Here is an 18838-nt window from a genome sequence, read left to right as displayed (position 1 = left end):
CAAGGAACAAAGCATGAGCGACTATCGCGACATTGAAGCGGCCGCTGGCCGCATTGCGGGCGTGGCCCACCGCACCCCGGTGCTGTCCTCGCGCACGGCGGACGCGCAAAGCGGCGCGCAGCTGTTCTTCAAATGCGAAAATTTTCAGCGCATGGGCGCATTCAAGTTCCGCGGCGCCTATAACGCCATTGCCCGCTTTGACGCCGCGCAGCGCGATGCCGGCGTGCTCACCTACTCGTCCGGCAACCACGCACAGGCAATCGCCCTGTCAGCCAGCCTGGTCGGCATCAAGTCGGCCATCATCATGCCGCACGATGCCCCTGCCCTGAAAGTGGCCGCCACCAGGGGCTATGGCGGCGAAGTGATTTTTTACGACCGCTACACCGAAGACCGCGAAGAGATCGGGCGGCGCCTGGCGCGCGAGCGCGGCATGACCTTGATTCCGCCGTATGACCATCCGGACGTGATTGCCGGCCAGGGCACGGCGGCAAAGGAGTTGTTCGAAGAGACCGGCGAACTCGATGTGCTGCTGGTGTGCCTGGGTGGTGGCGGTCTGCTGGCCGGCAGCGCCATTGCCGCCGCAGCCCTGTCGCCCAAGTGCCGCGTGATCGGCGTGGAACCGGAACTGGGCAACGATGGCCAGCAGTCGCTGCGCAAGGGTGAAGTGGTGCATATTCCCGTGCCCGATACGATTGCCGACGGCGCCAAGGTGACCCATGTGGGTGCGCACAATTTTGCCGTGATCGAGCGTTACGTCGACGATATTGTCACCGTGTCGGACGCGCAGCTGGTGGCCAGCATGCGCTTTTTTGCCGAGCGCATGAAGATGGTGGTCGAGCCGACTGGTTGCCTGGCTGCCGCTGCAGCGCTGCACCGCGTGCTGCCGCTGGACGGCAAGCGGGTGGGTATTTTGATCAGTGGCGGCAATGTGGACCTGGCAACCTTTGCCGCGATGATCGCCTGACAGTCGCGCTCGCCAGCTGCACATTAGGCTCGGGAAACATGGATTTTTCGGACGGCAAGGTATCATGTGCATAGACAATCTGCGCGGAAGATGCCGAAAATATAATGAATGAGACTTTGCCGACGGCCACCCACGGCCAGATGGAACTGCTGGTCGCGGCCATCCGCGACTACGCCATCTACATGCTCAGTCCCGAGGGCATCGTCATCACCTGGAACACCGGCGCGCAGCGCTTCAAGGGTTATACCGCCGAGGAAATCATCGGCCAGCATTTCTCGACCTTTCATACGCCCGAAGATCAGGCAGCCGGCATTCCCGCCATCGCGCTGCGCCAGGCGCGCGAGGAAGGCAAGTTTGAATGCGAAGGCTGGCGCGTGCGCAAGGATGGCAGCCGCTTCTGGGCCAGCGTGGTGATGGACCCGGTGGTTCAGGACGGCGTGCTGGTCGGCTTTGCGAAGATCACGCGCGACATTACAGAGAAGCGCCGTGCCGAGGACGAGCTGCTGGCCAGCGAGCGCCAGTTCCGCATGCTGGTGCAGGGGGTGCTGGACTACGCGATCTACATGATTTCGCCGCAAGGCATTGTCACCAACTGGAATAGCGGCGCGCGCCGCATCAAGGGCTACGACGCGAGCGAAATCGTGGGCCGCCATTTTTCGCATTTTTATACCGAAGAAGAGCGCGCGCGCGGCACGCCGCTACTGGCCTTGCAGGAAGCGGCGGACAAGGGCCGCTATGAAGCCGAAGGCTGGCGCCTGCGCAAGGACGGCACCACCTTCTGGGCCCACGTGGTGATTGACGCGATTCGTGACGACAGCGGCGCCTTGCTCGGCTTTGCCAAGATCACGCGCGACATCACCGAACGCAGAGAAGCCGAACAATCGCTCGACCAGGCCCGTGCCCAGCTGTTCCAGTCGCAGAAAATGGAAGCGGTGGGCCAGTTGACGGGCGGTGTGGCGCACGACTTCAACAACCTGCTGTCGATCATTTCCTCGGCCGTGCAAATCCTGCAAAAGCAGAACGCCAGCGCGCTGGAAAAGAGCATCATCGACACCATTGGCCGCGCCGTCGAGCGAGGTTCAACCCTGACGCAGCAACTGCTGGCCTTTGCGCGCCAGCAGCCGCTGGCGCCTGCCAACCACCGCATCAACCGCGTGATCGAATCGTTCGAACCGGTGTTACGCCGCGCCGTGCCCTCGTCGATCCGGTTCGAGACCGTGCTGGCGCGCGACGTGGGCTGGGTGAATCTGGACGAGGCGCGCTTTGAGGCGGCGCTGCTCAATCTGGTCGTCAATGCGCGCGATGCCATGCCCGACGGCGGCAGCATTACCCTGTCGACCGCGCGCGTGCCAGCGGGCGGCGACCAGGTGCGCATTACCGTCACCGACACCGGGACCGGCATGGATGCGGAACTGGCCGCGCGCGTATTCGAGCCATTCTTTACCACCAAAGACATTGGCAAAGGCACCGGGCTGGGGCTGAGCCAGGTACAAGGCTTCATCATGCAGTCAGGCGGCCAGGTAACGCTGGAGAGCACGCCCGGCCATGGCACCTCGGTTCACCTGACGCTGCCCATGATTACGGTCACCGAAGAAGAAGCCGCACCTGCGGGAGAACTGGTCATCATCGTCGAGGATGAACCCGAACTGGCGGCGCTGGCCGGCACCTTGTTCGAGTCGATCGGCTACCAGGTGCTCATTGCCGATGGCGGCGAGCAGGCGCTGCGCCTGCTGGCGCAAAATCCAGGTGCCGACCTGCTGTTCAGCGACGTGATGATGCCAGGGATGTCGGGCATTGAACTGGCGCGCAAGGTGCGCGCGCAGTATCCGGGTCTGAAAATCATTCTGGCGTCGGGTTACCAGGCGCCGGCCCTGCGCGCAGAAGGCAGCATCGACGATGTGGCCTTCGTGTCCAAGCCTTACCGGCTGTCGGAAATCGTCAAGCGCCTGCGTTGACGCGGTAATTTTCAATGTCGAAGCGGCGCGTCAGGCGCCGGTATGTAAAAGTAAAACCGGGCCACAAGGTGTAGTTGCGGCCGGCCTGGTCCAGGTACCAGCTCTTGCAGCCGGTGCTCCAGACGGTGCCGCGCATGCGCCGCTGCAGCGCGTCGTTGAAGCTGCGCTGCGCCTCTTCCTTCACCTCGACCGAATGCAGGGCGCGGCTGCGGATCGTCTGCACCGCGTCCACCGCATAGCGCACGCCGGACTCGATCATGTAGATCATCGAGTTGTGACCGAGCCCCGTATTGGGACCGGTGATCAGGAAGTAGTTCGGGAAGCCGGCCACCGCGCATCCCTTGTAGGCTTGCAGATCATCCTGGAACAGGACTTTGCCGCCGCGCCCGCGCACCCGTGCCGTGTGCAGCGCGTGTTCGACGTTGAAACCGGTGCCGAAGATGATGGCGTCCACCGGGCGCTCCTGGCCGCTGGCCGTAACAATGGCGCCTGCGGTGACGCGGGCAATCGGATCGGTCACCAGTTCCACATTGACTTTGCTCAGCGCCGGATAGTAGGAATTCATCAGCAGCACGCGCTTGCAGCCCATGGTGTAGTCAGGTGTGAGTTTGGCGCGCAGGACCGGATCGCTGATCTGGCAGTGCAGGTGGCGCAGCGCCAGGCGCTGGGCAATGCCGAACAGGCCGGGGAAATAGACATACAGCGGCGCGCGCGCTTCATGCTGCAGATAGACCATGGCGCGATAGATCCAGTGCAGAGCAGGCAAGCGCGCCAGCAGGTGCTGTTCACGCGCACCGATGCGGCGATCGGGGCGCGGCAAAATCCATGGCGCGCTGCGCTGGTACAGGTCCAGCTGTGCCACCTGGTCGACGATCTCGGGCACAAACTGAATGGCGCTGGCGCCCGTCCCCACCACCGCCACGCGCTTGCCACGCAAATCGTAGCCATGGTCCCAGCGGCTCGAATGGAATACCTTGCCGCCGAATGTGGCCAAGCCTGGCAGGTCCGGAATGGCAGGCCGATTCAACGCGCCGGTGGCGCCGATGATGCATTTGGCCGTGAGCGGACCAGCGCTCGTTTCGATGTCCCAGTAGCCGCCCTGCTCGACGAACGCCGCGCCCTCGAAGGCAGTAGCGACGCGCAGATGACGCTGCAGATCGAACTGGTGCACGATCGCACGCGTGTAGGCCAGCAGCTCGCCCTGGCGCGCAAAGGCGTGGGTCCAGCGGGCATTCTGCGCGAATGAAAACGAGTACAAATGGCTGGGCACATCGACGGCGCAGCCAGGATAGCTGTTGGCCCACCAGGTGCCCCCTGCTTCCTGGTCTTTTTCCAGCACGATGAAGTTATCGATCCCCGCTGCGCGCAGCTTGACTGCCGTGCACAGGCCGGCAAAACCGCTGCCCACCACCACGACCTCGTATTGCGGCTTGCCTGAGCTCATATGTAAAGACAAAAAAGGAGAAAACGACGATAGACGGGGACAAAACAGATGTCAAGCAAAGCGAACTCTGCCATATGAGCGCTCTCGCACATACGATCTCAAAAGCAAGGTCTATAAATGAGGTTCAACTTTTTTGTGGAGAACGTCATGATGAAAAAAATACTGATTGCCGCCCTGATTGCTGGATCCTTCGGCAGCGTTGCCGCCCCTGCCAGCGCCGACATCCTGGTGCGCGTGGCACCGCCTGCGCCGCGCGTGGAGCGGGTGCCGGAAGCGCGCCGTGGCTATGTGTGGGCGCCCGGCTATTGGGACTGGAAGCGTGGCCACCACGTGTGGGTCAAGGGCAAGTGGGTACGCGACCGCAAAGGCTATGTGTACAACGCACCGACCTGGGAAGAACGTGACGGGCGCTGGCGTATGAATCGCGGCAATTGGGCGCGCCGCGACCGCGATGGCGACGGCGTGCCGAACGGCATGGACAACCGTCCAAACAATCCGAACCGCAATTAAGCAGGACGGGCCAGGCCAGCGGGCCCGCGCTGCAGGTATTCCTGCACCGCGCGCACGCTGGTGAAGGGACATTCGCCGATCACCTGGCGAATGTGCTGCAAGGCTTCGTGCAGCAGGCTGTATTGCCCGTTATTGACTTTGACCAGGTGATAAATCCCGTTCTTGCCGGTAAATAAACCGCGCTTGTTGGGAATGGTAAATTGTGGCTCCAGTGGCGAGCCGTCATCGTCCCAGAACAGCCACAAGGCCGCTTCCACCGCAATGCCCTCGCAATACGACGCTGCCGTTTCCGCATCGGGAAACACATGCAGGGAACGTTCTTCTGTCTCAGCAGCAAAAATCATGACGCACCCCCATTAATATTACTTAAAAGTAACATGCTTTGCCTGGCTTGGCCAGCATGCGGGCGGCAGGGCCATGCGCATTTGCTGTGTTGCCATGTTATTGTGTGAAATATCGGGAAAACCCAAGATTACCATTAAATATAAAAATGATAATTCCTCCTCGCCCGCCAAACGAATCAGAGCGCCTGGCCGCCCTGTACGAACTGCTGCTGCTCGACACGCCGCCGGAAAAACGCTTCGACACCATCGTCGAATTTGCCGCCAGCGAGTTTGAGGTGCCGATTTGCCTGATTTCGCTGATCGACCATGACCGCCAATGGTTCAAGTCGCGCTTCGGACTGGAGGCTTGCTCCACCCCGCGCGACATTTCGTTTTGCGCGCATGCGATTTTGCAGCCGGAGATCATGGTCGTGCCCGACGCGCTGGCCGACGCGCGCTTTGTCGGCAACCCGCTGGTCACGAGCGAGCCGCACATTCGGTTCTACGCGGGCGCCCCGCTGACGCTGCCGTCGGGACAAGCGATCGGTACCTTGTGCATCATTGACGTCAAGCCGCGCACGCTCGATGCGGTGGAGCTGCAGATCCTGGCCAGCCTGCGTGAACTGCTGGTGATGGAGTTGAGCGGCAAGGGAGCTGCGTCTCATGGCTGAGGGTCTGAACATGCTGCTGGTAGAGCCCGTTACGCTGCTGCGGCGCACGGTGTCGCTGACGGCGCGCTCGATGGGTGTAGCGCGCGTGCACGAAGCGGCCAGCACGGCGCTGGCCATGCGACTGCTGCAAGCGCAAGCCTTCGATGGCGCGGTCATCGCCCTCGATGAGGACAGCGCACCAGGCGAGCTGCATGCTTTTGCCCTGCTCGACGAGCTGCGCGGCGGCAGCACGGCCAGCAAGGCGGGCATTCCCGTTGCGGTCATGCTCGATCGCTGTGACAGCGCCATGCTGACCGCCCTGCAGCAACGCGGCGTGACGCGGATTCTGATCAAGCCTTTCCGTGCGCGCAATCTGCTCGATACCTTCAGCCACTTCGCCAGCGCGGCCATGCTGCCGCCGCAAGCGGCGACGGCGCAGCCCCTGTTCGGCGTGGCGCCCGGTTAAGCGCCAGTCCCCAGCGCGCCCGCAATCACGGCGCGCACTTCATCGGCATCATCGGGCCGTACCACGCGCCCTACTTCCTGCCCTTGCCGCACCAGCACCAGCGTGGGCCACAACTTGACCCGGAACGAGCGGCCCAGGGCGCGGCCGCTGCCATCTTCCACCTTGAAGTGGGTAATTGCCGGAAAGGCGGACAAGGCCGCGGCAATGGCAGGCGAACCCGCGCGGCAATAGCCGCACCAGTCAGTGCCAAATTCAACAGCGACAACGCCGTCCATGGCGTCAATGGCCGCACGTTGCGGCTGGGTGGTGGCATACGGGGTGGCCATGCGTGCTCCTTTCATTGCAGGCGTTTAGCGTACAACAATTGCGCGCTGCAGGTGCGTTCAGTCGGTCTGCGCCAGCGCACCTTGCCCCAGCTGCGCTGCCAGATAGTCCACCAGTGCGGTCACACGGGGCGCCAGCGCGCCCTGCTTGTAGAACACGGCCCAGATGGGCTGGCTCCAGGGCAGCGCCTGCGCGTCGAGCACGGGCACCAGACGGCCGGCGCGCACATCGGCCTGGGTCAGGAAGTCGGCCAGACTGGCAATGCCGGCGCCGGCCAGTGCCAGGTGGCGCAGGGTTTCGCCGCTGGAAGCGGTGACCGCAGGCTCGATTGGCACACCTTCGCCGCCGGCGTGGGCCAATGGCCAGATATTGAGCGATGCGGGTGCGGTGAAGCCAAGCAAGCGATGCGCCTTGAGCCCAGCCACATCAGCGGGCACGCCGTGACGCGCGAGGTAAGCTGGGGCAGCCAGCAAGCGCACGCGACTGCTGCCCAGGCGGCGTGCATTGAGGGTGGAGTCGGCCAGCTGGCCAATACGAATGGCCAGATCGGCGCGCTCCTCGATCAGATCGACGACGGTTTCGCCACTGGTCAGTTCGAGCTTGATCAAAGGATATTGATCGAGAAAGCCAGGGACCAGCGGCGCCAGCAGATGGTCGAGCGCGGGCGTGGCAGCGTTGACCCGTACCAGACCCGAAGGTTGGGAGCGGCGCGCAGCCAGGCCGGCTTCGGTATCGTCGAGCTCGGCAATCACCTTGCGTGCACGGGCCAGCAGCCAGGCGCCCTCTTCGGTCAAGTCCTGGCGCCGGGTGGTGCGCTGCATCAGGGTCATGCCAAGCTGGGCCTCCAGGCGTGACATGGTGCGGCTCACGCCCGAGGGCGTCTGGCCCAGGCGCTCGGCCGCGGCCGAAAACGAGCCGGCGTCGACCACGGCGACAAATGTCAGCATCCCATCCACGTCGAGCATTGCTGCCTCCTACGCAAAAACATGATCTTACACGGCTTTGATATGTGACTCGCAGTCACAAGTGTAGTGCTTGTTCCCGGATTTTTCTTTGCTCTATTGCAGCTCACAATGCCACGTATCGAAAAAACTTTCACCTGGAGAATATTATGCCACTCGCCTTGTGGGCGCTTGCCTTAAGCGCCTTTGCCATCGGCACCACCGAATTCGTGATTGTCGGTTTGATTCCGACGATCGCCACGAGCCTCGATGTATCCGTGCCCTCCGCCGGCTTGCTGGTGAGCTTGTATGCCCTCGGTGTGGCCGTCGGCGCGCCCGTTCTGACGGCGCTGACGGGCAGGGTCAAACGCAAGCATTTGCTGCTGGGCTTGATGGTCCTGTTCACGCTGGGCAATCTGCTGGCATGGATGGCGCCAGGCTACGCCTCGCTCATGACAGCGCGTGTGCTGACCGGACTGGCGCACGGTGTCTTCTTCTCGATTGGCTCGACCATTGCCACCGGTCTGGTGTCGAAAGAAAAGGCCGCCAGTGCGATTGCAATGATGTTCACTGGCCTGACGGTGGCGCTGGTCACGGGTGTGCCGCTGGGAACCTTTATCGGCCAGCAATTCGGCTGGCAGGCTACCTTCCTGGCGGTATCGCTGCTGGGCGTGATCGCCATTGTCGGCAGCGCGATTCTGGTGCCGAACGACATTCCCATGAGCAAACCGTCGAGCTTGCTCACCCAGCTTGCGGTGCTGCGCCAGCCGCGTCTGCTGCTGGTGTATGCCATGACCACCCTTGGCTACGGCGGTACCTTTATTGCCTTCACCTATCTGGCGCCGATTCTGCAGGAAGTATCGGGCTTTTCGGCTGGCAGCGTCAGTCTGGTGATGCTGGTCTACGGTCTCTCTGTTGCCGTCGGCAATATCTGGGGCGGCAAGCTGGCCGACCGCAAAGGTCCGGTGCGTGCCTTGCAAATCGTGTTTGCACTGCTCGCGGTGGTGCTGTTTGCGTTCAGCCTGACCGCGTCCCATATGTGGCTGGCGCTGTTGACCGTGCTGCTGTGGGGTGCTGTGGCGTTTGGCAATGTGCCGGGCCTGCAAGTGTATGTGGTGCAGCGCGCCGAACGGGATACGCCGCATGCAGTCGACGTGGCGTCCGGCTTGAACATTGCCGCCTTCAATGTGGGCATTGCGGGCGGTGCCTGGGGTGGCGGCCTGGTGGTAACGCACCTGGGCTTGATGGCCACGCCCTGGATTGGCGCCATCGTGGTGCTGGGCGCACTGGCGCTGACCACCCTGGCCGGCTGGCTCGACCGCCGCGACGGCGTTGTCGCAGCGCCGCACACCGGCGCAGCACTGGCGCACTGACCGGGCGCCACGGGATCGAGGGCGGCCTAGCCGTCCAGCTCGGGATAGTGGCGGAAGATGCCTTCTTCGTTGAAGGCGATCCGGCGCTTTGAATTCAGATAGGCGGCAATGTTGGGACGCTCGGCCACCATGCCGTGCACGGCGATCAGGGCCGGGTAGCGCGGCACCATGCGTGCCATCGCTTTGGGAAAGGCGTAACGCAAGCCTTCCATCACCTGGAACAGGGACAGGTCCACGTAAGACAGGCGCGCACCGACCGCAAAGCCGCCGCGCTTGTCGTTATTTTGCAGGACCTGTTCGAAGTAGCCCAGGAACTTGGGGATGCGCTCGGCAATGAAGCCGGCGCTGCGCCGCTTGGCTTCCTTTTTCTGGTCTTCGTAGTACAGCGATACGCCCACGGGATGGTGGGTGTCGTGCACTTCGTTGATAAAGTCTGCAATGGTCAGCTGCAGCTGGTGGGCCCACAGCCGCCCTGCTTCGGCCCGTGGCGCGAGGCCATGGCGCGCTCCCAGGAACAGCAGAATGTTGGCCGTTTGCGCAATCATCAGTTCATCCGCCTTGAGAAACGGTGGCGCGAACGGCGGCGTGGCGCTGGCATCCATGGCGGCCATCAAGGCATCCATGCCTTTTTTTTGACGCGCCACATCGACATACGCGGCGCCCGCCTCTTCCAGCGCAAGCCGGACAAACTCCCCGCGGCCCTGGATGCTCGGCCAGTAATACAGTGCGTATTCCATCTGCATGCCCCGCTTGGTTGATGTCGGAGAATTATGGCTGATTCAGGTGGAACAGGACGCACGCACCATGCTAGTCTTGTCACACCGGCGCAGCGCCGCAACAATAAAACGAAATCAAGGGGAAATCATGCTGAAAAAAATTGCCATTGGCCTGCTGGCGGTTGTCGCCATTGTGCTGGGACTGGCCACCACCAAGCCGAACGAATTTGCGGTCACCCGCACCATCACGATCAAGGCGCCGCCCGACAAAATCATGCCGCTCATCGCGGACTTCCACAACTGGGCCCAATGGTCGTACTGGGAAACGCTCGATCCCAAGATGGTGCGCACCTTCGAGGGACCTGCCAGTGGTAAAGGTGCCGTGTACGGCTGGAAAGGCGACAGCAAGGTGGGCCAGGGCCGCATGGAAGTGGTCGAGGTGCAGCCGGCATCGGCGCTGATCAAGCTGGACTTCAAGGACCCGGTTGAGTCCAACAACATGACCGAGTTCACCCTGACGCCGGAGGGCGACGCCACCAAGGTCACCTGGAACATGAAGGGCCCGATGCCGTTCATCAGCAAAATCATGGCCGTGTTCGTGGACATGGACAAGATGATCGGGCCAGACTTTGAAAAAGGCCTGGCCGGCATGAAGGCAGCAGCGGAAAAAGCGCCTCAGGTGTGAATCAGGCGGCCACCGGCAAACGACCAGTTTTCCCAGGTGGTCTCTTTGAAGGCCACCATCACGTTTTCGGTATCAAATCCGGCCTGGGCCAGGCGTGACATCAGATCGGCCAGCATGGCCTTCTTGACCTTGACGCTGCGTCCGGCCGACCACAGGATTTCGATCAGCACAAAATCGTCCGTGCGCCCACCGGCCACGTCGGGATAACTGGCGTCGTAGCGGAAGTCGTCGCCGTCGAGCTCCAGGACGCGGTGGAACTTGTCGGTCTGGGGCACGCCGGAGGCGACCAGCGCGCCGTGGACGGCGTCCAGAACGGCGGATTTGAACGCTGCCGTTTTCGGTTTGCGAACGGTAATCGTGACGAGTGGCATAGCGGCTCCTTGGGCCAGTGGAATCGGTCCAGAATAGCAGAACCGGGCGCCGGCAGAAAAAGTGCGATTGAGCGATAATTGTCGATTGCCGTCATGCCACCGTGAGGAATAATCGTGCTCAATTTCGACTTCTACAATCCGACCAATATCCTGTTCGGCGAGGGCCAGATCGCTTCGCTGTCCAAATTGATCCCCGCCGATGCGCGCGTGCTGCTGGTGTACGGCGGCGGCAGCATCAAGCAGAACGGCGTGTATGGCGAGGTGCAGGCGGCACTGGCTGGCCACACGGTGACGGAATTTGCCGGCATCGAGCCCAACCCGAGCTACGAAACGCTGATGCGCGCGATCGCGCAGGTGAAGGCTGAAAAAATCGACTTCCTGCTGGCGGTGGGCGGCGGCTCCGTCATCGACGGCACCAAATTCATCGCGGCCGGCGCGCTGCTGGACGACGACCCATGGACCATCCTTGAAAAGCATGGCGCCAACGTGAGCCGTGCAATGCCGTTTGGCGCGATCCTGACGCTGCCGGCCACCGGCTCGGAAATGAACGCCGCCAGCGTGGTCACCAAAAAGGCGACGCAGGAAAAGTTTGCCTTCATGAGCCGCCAGGTATATCCGAAATTTGCCATTCTCGATCCATCCAAGACGTACTCTCTGCCAGTACGCCAGGTCGGCAACGGCGTGGTTGACGCCTTTGCCCACGTGATGGAGCAGTACATGACGTACCCGGTCGGCGCCAAAGTGCAGGACCGTTTTGCCGAGGGTCTGCTGCTGACCTTGATCGAAGAAGGACCGGAAGCACTGGCCAATCCGGATGACTACAGCGTGCGCGCCAACGTCATGTGGACGGCGACCATGGCGCTGAATGGCTTGATTGGTGCGGGCGTGCCGCAGGACTGGGCCACCCACATGGTGGGCCACGAGCTGACCGCACTGTACAACCTCGATCATGCGCAGACCCTGGCGATCGTCATGCCAAGCATGCTGCGCGCGCGCAAGGAAGGCAAGCGCGACAAACTGCTGCAGTTCGCGGAACGCGTCTGGCTCCTGACCGGTGGCGATGAAGATACCCGCATCGAGGCCGCCATCACGCGCATGGAAGAATTCTTCGAGCAGATGGGCGTAAAAACCCGCCTGGGCGATTATGGTCTTGGTGCGAAGGATATCGAGGCCGTGCTGGCCGTGCTGGAGAAACATCGCATGGTCAAGCTGGGCGAGAAACGCGACGTGACGCTGGCTGTCACGCGCAAGGTACTTGAAATGAGTCTCTGATCGCGCCAGCGGTAGCAGCCTGGCAGGGGAAATCCGAATAGCGGATTACCGCGGCCGTGACGCGCGCGGACTGGCGCTGCGACCTTGCATGGCGGGATTGCCGCAAGCGCTGGAGCGCGCGCTGGTGCGGGTTGCGGTTTGTAGGGCGCAGCTTCGTGCTGCGGCGCTGTCGCGGGGGCAGCCGGCGCCAGCGGGCGTGAACGCGGGACTGTATTCGATGGCGGCGTTGGAAGACGCGCGGAATGCATGGTTCGGCGCGGTGCGGGCGCAGGCCTGCGTACGCGCAGGTGATCGGCCAGCTGCCAGTGCTTGCAGTCTGGCAGAAGCAGCCAGATGCTTTTCCAGGCGTTGCGCCGAATACCGCCGACCGTGCTGACAAACCCGTTGGGCGAGAGCGCCTTTCCCTCGTACATGATCTGGTCCTGCTCCACGTGGCAGTGATGGTTTTTGCCGCCGAAGACGGTGCGCAAGACGGTGCCATGCGGCAGAAATAACCCCTTCCATTGATATCCCGCGAATTGCGGTTCGCCGCAGGCGCCTGGCTTGTTGCGGCGCATCCAGTCTTCGACCGCCGTTTCCACGACTTCCCAGCGCTCCTGCTTGCTGAACATTTCGGCGTAGCCAAGCTGAACGTACAGCTTGTGAGAAATGGGGACGTCGTCGAAGGCGTCGGGGTGAGGTTTTCGCACGGTGTTCTCCAAAATGGCGCGCATTCGCACGATACGGTGCGCGTTTAGACGACATGCCTGCGGCAACGCACGAAGCGCTTACGCGAGGGCCCGATTTATTCACGATTTAGCGCGCACGCCTCACGATTTTTTGCGACGGTGTGTTCGTTCATGGTTGGACCGCGAAATCGGGGCATCGTTCGTTTTCGTGTAGCGCGCGTGGCGAATCGCGGATGTATCGTGCGTTTGCCGTTGCGCTGCGTGGAAAATCGTGCCGCTTTCGCGTAAGAGCGGCGATATCGCGTGCTTGCGCGCGGGTGCAAGCGTGGAGCCCAAAAAAGGCCCTCCCAGGTCGGCGCCCGGCCGCGCTGCCGGACCGGCGGCAAGCCGAAATTGGTCTTGTGCTAAAATCCGCATTCGCTAGGGGTCCTGGAACAATGTTCCGGGTGAGAGATACCCTCCGTACCTGATCTGGATAATGCCAGCGAAGGAAAGCGCAAAGTAGGTCCCTCCTTTGTATGCTCCCCCACGTTGGCTCCGGCTTTTTTTGATAAGCAACGCATCGGCACGTCCGTGCGTAACACGAGCACACTATGAAACTGAAGCACACCGTCATCGCCCTGTCCCTGATGCAGGCGTTCGCCCTGCACGCACACGCCCAGAGTACCAATGAGTCCATGCCCGAAATCGTCGTTACGGCCAGCAAATGGGCCGTGACCGACCGCGCCAGCGTCGGTGGCTTTGGTGAAACGCCGCTGATGCAAACGCCGTTTTCGGTGGTGGCAATTGGGCGCGAGCAGATGGCCGACCTGGGGATCCGCAGCACGACGGACGCAATGCAATACGATGCGAGCGTGAGCGATTCGTACAATGCCGTGGGCTACGCTGAGATGTTTTCGATCCGCGGCTTCATGCTGTCGAACGCCAGCAGCTACCGCAAGGACGGCATTGCCATCTCGGGCGACGCCCAGATCCCGCTCGAGAACAAGGAAAGGATCGAGATCCTCAAGGGTCTGGCCGGCCTGCAGGCAGGCGTGACCACGCCAGGTGGCCTGATTAATTACGCGGTCAAGCGTCCGACCAATACGCCACTACGTTCGGTCACGCTGGAAGCGCGCGAGCGCGGCACCGTGTACGGCGCCATGGACCTGGGCGGCCGCATGGACGACCGCCGCTTCGGCTACCGCTTCAATGCCGCTGCCGAAAACCTGCGTTCTTATGTCAAGGGCGCGGACGGCGAACGCCAGTTCGTCTCGGGTGCACTGGACTGGCAGATTTCGCCGCAGGCGCTGGTGCAGCTCGACATGGACTACCAGCACAAATCGCAAATCACGGCACCCGGCTACCAGCTGATTCGCGGCGTTGAACTCCCCACCGGCGTATCGCGCACCATGCTGCTGAACGCGCAGCCGTGGACCAAGCCGGTGGAAACCTGGACCAGCAATATCGGCCTGCGCTTCGAATACAGCCTCAATGACGACTGGCGCGCCACCCTCGCGGCCAACAAGCACAACTTCAAGCGCGACGACTACACCGCCTTCCCTTACGGCTGCAGCAACGAGGGTGACGGCTTCTATCCGGGCTTCTGCTCGAATGGCGACTACGACGTGTACGACTACCAGAGCGTGGGTGAGCGCAAGAACCCATTTGGCACCCAGGCACTGTTGAACGGCAAGTTTGCCACCGGAAGCGTCAAACACGAGCTGACACTGGGCCTGACCGAGCAGACGCGCAGCGACTACTTCGGTGACTACGTCTACGATTACGCTGGTTCCAGCAACATCTACAAGAATGTCATCGTGCCGCCTGCGCCAAACAATCCGTCGACTGGCCCGATTCTGGAACAGCGCCATGACCGTGAGCGTGCCCTGATCGTGCAGGACATTTTGACCTTGTCGCCGGAATTCAAACTGCATGCTGGTGTACGCCAGGTGCAGATCAAGCGCGATGTTCTTGGTGTGGAAGCACTCGACACCAGCTTCACGCTGCCAAGCGCTTCGCTGGTGTACACACCGACGGCCGACTGGATGGTGTACGCCACAGCGACACACGGCATGGAACACGGCGGCGAAGCGCCTAAAAAGACCGAGAATCAGTTTGAGGTACTGGCGCCCAGCCGATCGAAAGAAATCGAAATTGGCGTCAAAGGCATCGTCAACAACAGCATGACGGTCTCGGGCTCGCTGTTCCAGATCAAGAAGGGACTCGAGTACATCAACGCGGCAAACTACTTCGTCCGTTCGGGCGAACAGACCCACCGCGGCATTGAACTGGGCGCGCAAGGCAATGCAACGACCAATCTGAAGTACAACCTGTCGCTGCTGGCCCTGCACATGCAGCAGCAAGGCACGGGCAATGCGGATGTCGACGGCAAGCGCACCACGAATGTACCAGCGTTCAAATCCACCGCCGCGCTGGAGTACGCAGTACCGTCAGTGGCGGGCCTGAAATTCAACGGGGCCTGGCATTACAGCGGCAAGAAAGCCTTCGACGTGCAGAATGCGACCTTCGTGCCGGGCTACCATCTGTTTGACCTGGGCGGTGCCTACGCGATGCATATGGGCGGCTTGAAGACCATCATCCGCGCGACGGTTGACAACGTGACCGACAAGTTCTACTGGCGCGATGTAACTCCGGAAGTGGGCGGTTACCTGTTCCCGGGCGCCCCGCGCACGTTCCGCGTATCGGCGCAGTTCGACTTTTAAACGGGATTGATGTAGCGGACGGCCTGCAGCATGCGCTGCGGCAGGCTGCCCGTGACCAGCAAATAAGGTATATCGCGCTCGACCAGCATCTGCAGCACTTGCTCGTGAATGGTCTGGCGCACTTCTTCCGATTCGCGCTGCAGACCGTCCGCTTCCCACGGACTGTCGGGCGCGGTCACCAAGGTAAATGCATAGTCGTGGCGGCGCTCAAGCAGTGCCAGCTGCGCATCCACCCTGCCCCAGTACCAACGGCTGTACAGTGCCGTCATGAGCGGTGTTGTGTCGCAGAACAGAAAGCGCGAGGCCTTCGCCGCTGCTTCATCTTCGCGCGTCATTTGCGTACGCGCGATCGGATACTGGTCGCTCTCCTCGGGCACGCGGCCGCGGGTGTCCACAAACTCACGTAAGTATTCCGGGACCCAGACTGTCTCATAGTGGCTTGCCAGGGCGGCAGCCAGGGTTGATTTGCCGGACGATTCGGCGCCCAGGATGGCGATGCGCAGAGGCTGATTCATGCGTGTTTGCTTCCGGCGGCGCGATACCAGGTGACCCATCCCATGACTGCCATGATGACGAAGATGCCGTACAGGACCGCGGTCAGGTGCAAGCCTTTGTACATGTACAGACCCACATAGAGAATGTCGACCACGATCCAGACGATCCAGTTTTCCACTTTTTTACGCGACAGCAGGACTTGGCCGAGCAGGCTGCCGGCTGTGAGGAAACCGTCGGTATTGGGTACGTCGGTGTTGGTGAATTTTGCCAGGAACCAGGCAAGAAGCGCGAAGGCTGCGAGCCAGGCTGCGATGCCCCAGGCCCAGCCCTTTGCTGAGGAAGCGGTGACCGGCAGTGGCGCGTGATCGACGCCGCCACGCAGCCATTGGTACCAGCCCCACACGGAGACCGAGATGAAGACGAATTGCAGACCCATGTCGCCGTACAGGCGTGCGTCGTAGAAGACCACGGCGTAGGTGGCTGATGAGGCGATTGAGAACAGCCAGGCCCAGTGGAGCTGGCGGATGTTCAGGGCGACCGTGATGACTGCGAGGATGAAGGAGATCAGCTCGAGGTAGGTGGTGGTGATGCCGATCAGGGTGATGGGGTCGTTCATGAGTTACAGATACCGGTGATGTGGAATGGGTCCCCGCCTGCGCGAGGACGATGTAAGTGGCTGCACATCGTCCTCGCGGAGGCGGGGACCCATACCATTTTTGAGTCGCCGCGAAAGACTTACTTGCGCGGATACTTGATAGTCATTTCCTTGAGCAGGTTGTCGGCATGGTCAACCTCTTTCATCACCCACAGCATGTAGCGAATATCCACGTGAATGGCGCGGGTGATGGCGCTGTCGAAGTACCAGTCCTTGGTCACCGATTCATAGGTCGAATCGAAATTCAGACCAATCAGTTCGCCACGCTTGTTCATGACCGCGGAACCAGAATTGCCGCCCGTGGTATCGGCACTGGACAGGAAGTTGACCGGCACCGTGCCCAGAACAGGATCCTTGAATACACCGTAGCGCTTCTCGTTGACCGCATCAATCAGTGCTTTGGGCGCGATGAATGGTTCTACGCCCGTGTGCTTTTCCCGAATGCCCTGCACCGTCGTGAACGGACCTTTGACGATGCCGTCGCGCGGCGAGTACGGTGCGACGGTGCCGTAGGTCACACGCAAGGTCGAATTGGCATCCGGGTAAACCGGTTTGCCTTGCGACTTCTTGAAAGCGATCACGGACGACATGTATTGCGGGATCACGCGTTCCAGATTGCCGTCAATTTCCTTGCGGCGGTCTTCCAGCGCCTTGGTGGTGTCGTAGGTTTTGACGGCCAGCGCAATGAAGGCGTCATCCGAGCTGGCAAAGGCGGCGGCATCCTTTCCGATCCATGCAAGTCGCTTGGCGGTGTCGCCCAGTTGCGACTGGCGATACATGGCAGCGACTGCGTCAGGCGCTGGCAGCAGCGCGTCCAGACCGGCCGGATGCGTCTTCGCTGGCAGCTTGCTGTAACGCTGCAAGGCGGCGCCAAAGCGCGCCTCGTCCACGCTGCCCACGTAGGACTGCTCCAGGCGATTCATGCGCGCCTTGATGAAGGATTGATCGCGTTCCTGATAGCCAGCCTCGCGCTTCTCGTTAGGCTTGGCGCTTTCCAGGGCCAGGCGATAGAGCGTGCGGGCGCTGCGGAACAAGTCGCTGGTGGATGCGACCGACCAGGCGAATTCCTCTTCCTGCAAGGCCATATCGGCTGCGATCAACGCGTCCAGTTCGGACAGCAGCGTGGGCGATACGCCGGCCTGCTTCGCGTACCAGGCGCGGAACTCGGCATCCTGCACATCCTTGATGGCAGCAATGTCGACGCGGGCGAAGCCATCGAGCAGACCCTGCGTTTTCTTGAGCACGTTGTTGGCCGACTTGACCACACTGGCGTAGCGCACTTCATTGCCGGCATTGCCCTTGGTGGCGGCGGCGATGGTACCGTTGTCGGCCTTGATTTCAGCCACACGCGCCGGGAAATTGACGTCGCGGGCAAAGCGGATTTCAGCAGGCAGCTTGTAGCGGCTGGTGCGGCCAGGGTAGCCGGCCAGCAGAATCGGATCGCCATTTTTCAAGCCTTCGGCCGATACCACCAGGAAGTCCCTGGACTTGTAAGGCACGTTGTCGGGCGACGGGTCGGCCGGGCGTCCGTCCTTGCCGACGTAGGCGCGCAGGAAGGAGAAATCGCCAGTCTGGCGCGGCCACTCGAAGTTGTCGACCTCGCCGCCGTATTCGCCGATCTTGTCCGAAGGCGCGTAGACCATGCGCACGTCGCGGATCATCAGCTGGCGAATGCGGTAGTACTCCAGGCCACGGTGGAAGCTCGGCACCGAGCAGCGGTAGTTCTTGTCGGTCTCGCATTCGGCAGTGAGTGCCTTGATGCGCGACTGGACTTCGTCGTAGCGCGCGCGGCCCGACATGGTGGCCGGCAGATCCTTGAGCACACGTTCGGTCACGTTTTCGACCTTGTCGGTCACGTACACACGTAGGTTGGGACCACCCGGGAGCTCTTCAGCGCGCGTCTTGGCCAGGAAGCCGTTGGCGATGTAATTTTTTTCCGCCGTCGAATTGCGCTGCACGGCATCGTAGCCGCAGTGGTGGTTCGTGACGATCAAGCCATCACCGGACACGAAGGATGCCGAGCAGTTGCCGGTCGAAACAATCGCGCTCATCGGGTGCTTGCTCAGGTCAGCCAGCTTTTCGGCGGGAATCGTGATCCCGACTTTTTTCAATTCTTTTTTCAGTTGCGGCAGCTGGTGTGGCTGCCACTGGCCTTCGTCAGCGTTCGCGGTAGCGAAGACGCCCAGCAAGGCGACGGGCAATGCGATGGATTTCAACAAGATATACCCCGGTAAAATAAATGCAAGCGGGCAGTATATCTGAAGCCAGTGTCCGGAAACGGACACCCATGGGCGCAGACGGGCATTATTTCGTGGTAAACA

Annotated in this window: 18 protein-coding genes and 1 riboswitch; of the genes, 9 read left to right on the top strand and 9 right to left on the bottom strand. The window is 61.6% G+C overall.

Features of this window, described 5'->3' with window-relative positions; translation table 11 throughout:
• The first annotated feature begins 13 nt into the window (after positions 1-13).
• Entirely contained in the window at positions 14-964 is a 951-nt protein-coding gene (locus BUC24_RS05560; RefSeq protein ID WP_073213101.1) for a threo-3-hydroxy-L-aspartate ammonia-lyase, read from the top strand.
• 104 nt (positions 965-1068) lie between these two features.
• A complete protein-coding gene (locus BUC24_RS05555; protein WP_073213100.1) occupies positions 1069-2919 on the top strand; it encodes a hybrid sensor histidine kinase/response regulator in 1851 nt (616 codons plus the stop codon).
• Here the strand turns inward: BUC24_RS05555 and BUC24_RS05550 are convergent.
• Positions 2903-4363 (bottom strand): flavin-containing monooxygenase, encoded by a 1461-nt coding sequence (locus BUC24_RS05550; protein WP_073213099.1) that lies wholly within the window; start codon positions 4361-4363, stop codon positions 2903-2905. The genes BUC24_RS05555 and BUC24_RS05550 overlap by 17 nt on opposite strands.
• 147 nt (positions 4364-4510) lie before the next feature.
• On the opposite strand from BUC24_RS05550, the gene BUC24_RS05545 reads away from it, so the two are divergent.
• Entirely contained in the window at positions 4511-4873 is a 363-nt protein-coding gene (locus BUC24_RS05545; RefSeq protein WP_073213098.1) for a YXWGXW repeat-containing protein, read from the top strand.
• Here BUC24_RS05545 and BUC24_RS05540 read toward each other — a convergent pair.
• Entirely contained in the window at positions 4870-5217 is a 348-nt protein-coding gene (locus BUC24_RS05540) for a hypothetical protein (RefSeq protein ID WP_073213097.1), read from the bottom strand. The genes BUC24_RS05545 and BUC24_RS05540 overlap by 4 nt on opposite strands.
• A 146-nt stretch (positions 5218-5363) precedes the next feature.
• On the opposite strand from BUC24_RS05540, the gene BUC24_RS05535 reads away from it, so the two are divergent.
• Both BUC24_RS05535 and BUC24_RS05530 read left to right on the top strand, forming a co-directional pair.
• The gene (locus tag BUC24_RS05535; protein WP_073213096.1) at positions 5364-5867 is read left to right on the top strand and encodes a GAF domain-containing protein; all 504 of its coding nucleotides are present in this window, start codon (positions 5364-5366) and stop codon (positions 5865-5867) included.
• Positions 5860-6312, top strand: a complete 453-nt coding sequence (locus tag BUC24_RS05530) for a DNA-binding transcriptional response regulator (protein WP_073213095.1) — start codon at positions 5860-5862, stop codon at positions 6310-6312. The genes BUC24_RS05535 and BUC24_RS05530 overlap by 8 nt, the downstream gene beginning before the upstream one ends.
• Here BUC24_RS05530 and BUC24_RS05525 read toward each other — a convergent pair.
• Positions 6309-6638 (bottom strand): thioredoxin family protein, encoded by a 330-nt coding sequence (locus BUC24_RS05525; RefSeq protein WP_073213094.1) that lies wholly within the window; start codon positions 6636-6638, stop codon positions 6309-6311. The two genes, BUC24_RS05530 and BUC24_RS05525, sit on opposite strands and share 4 nt — an antisense overlap.
• Before the next feature lie 57 nt (positions 6639-6695).
• Positions 6696-7601: a LysR family transcriptional regulator gene (locus BUC24_RS05520; RefSeq protein WP_073213093.1), complete on the bottom strand. Its 906-nt coding sequence runs from the start codon at positions 7599-7601 to the stop codon at positions 6696-6698.
• 146 nt (positions 7602-7747) lie between these two features.
• Here BUC24_RS05520 and BUC24_RS05515 point away from each other — a divergent pair, with 146 nt between their 5' ends.
• On the top strand, positions 7748-8950 hold the full coding sequence (locus BUC24_RS05515) for an MFS transporter (RefSeq protein WP_073213092.1): 1203 nt from the start codon (positions 7748-7750) through the stop codon (positions 8948-8950).
• Between the two features lie 26 nt (positions 8951-8976).
• Here the strand turns inward: BUC24_RS05515 and BUC24_RS05510 are convergent, their stop codons facing one another.
• The gene (locus tag BUC24_RS05510) at positions 8977-9687 is read right to left on the bottom strand and encodes a glutathione S-transferase (RefSeq protein ID WP_073214824.1); all 711 of its coding nucleotides are present in this window, start codon (positions 9685-9687) and stop codon (positions 8977-8979) included.
• A gap of 127 nt (positions 9688-9814) precedes the next feature.
• Here BUC24_RS05510 and BUC24_RS05505 point away from each other — a divergent pair, with 127 nt between their 5' ends.
• The gene (locus tag BUC24_RS05505) at positions 9815-10351 is read left to right on the top strand and encodes an SRPBCC family protein (RefSeq protein ID WP_073213091.1); all 537 of its coding nucleotides are present in this window, start codon (positions 9815-9817) and stop codon (positions 10349-10351) included.
• On the opposite strand, the gene BUC24_RS05500 is transcribed toward BUC24_RS05505, so the two are convergent.
• Positions 10342-10722 (bottom strand): tautomerase family protein, encoded by a 381-nt coding sequence (locus tag BUC24_RS05500; protein ID WP_073213090.1) that lies wholly within the window; start codon positions 10720-10722, stop codon positions 10342-10344. The two genes, BUC24_RS05505 and BUC24_RS05500, sit on opposite strands and share 10 nt — an antisense overlap.
• A gap of 114 nt (positions 10723-10836) precedes the next feature.
• Here BUC24_RS05500 and BUC24_RS05495 point away from each other — a divergent pair, with 114 nt between their 5' ends.
• A complete protein-coding gene (locus tag BUC24_RS05495; RefSeq protein WP_073213089.1) occupies positions 10837-11994 on the top strand; it encodes an iron-containing alcohol dehydrogenase in 1158 nt (385 codons plus the stop codon).
• A 1080-nt stretch (positions 11995-13074) separates the two neighbouring features.
• Positions 13075-13172, top strand: a riboswitch (TPP riboswitch).
• Between the two features lie 83 nt (positions 13173-13255).
• The gene (locus BUC24_RS05480; protein WP_073213086.1) at positions 13256-15367 is read left to right on the top strand and encodes a TonB-dependent siderophore receptor; all 2112 of its coding nucleotides are present in this window, start codon (positions 13256-13258) and stop codon (positions 15365-15367) included.
• On the opposite strand, the gene BUC24_RS05475 is transcribed toward BUC24_RS05480, so the two are convergent.
• From BUC24_RS05475 to BUC24_RS05465, 3 genes are all read right to left on the bottom strand, one after another.
• Complete coding sequence (locus BUC24_RS05475) at positions 15364-15882, bottom strand: AAA family ATPase (protein WP_073213085.1); 519 nt, start codon at positions 15880-15882, stop codon at positions 15364-15366. The two genes, BUC24_RS05480 and BUC24_RS05475, sit on opposite strands and share 4 nt — an antisense overlap.
• Positions 15879-16478: a nicotinamide riboside transporter PnuC gene (gene pnuC, locus BUC24_RS05470; protein WP_073213084.1), complete on the bottom strand. Its 600-nt coding sequence runs from the start codon at positions 16476-16478 to the stop codon at positions 15879-15881. The genes BUC24_RS05475 and pnuC overlap by 4 nt, the downstream gene beginning before the upstream one ends.
• A 119-nt stretch (positions 16479-16597) precedes the next feature.
• Entirely contained in the window at positions 16598-18736 is a 2139-nt protein-coding gene (locus tag BUC24_RS05465; RefSeq protein ID WP_073213083.1) for a S46 family peptidase, read from the bottom strand.
• Positions 18737-18838 lie beyond the last annotated feature (102 nt).

Source organism: Massilia sp. CF038, assembly GCF_900129765.1.
In the GTDB taxonomy this organism is placed as follows: Bacteria; Pseudomonadota; Gammaproteobacteria; order Burkholderiales; family Burkholderiaceae_D; genus Telluria_A.
Note: the sequence above shows the minus strand (reverse complement) of the source record. Positions and strands in the feature narration are given on the sequence as shown.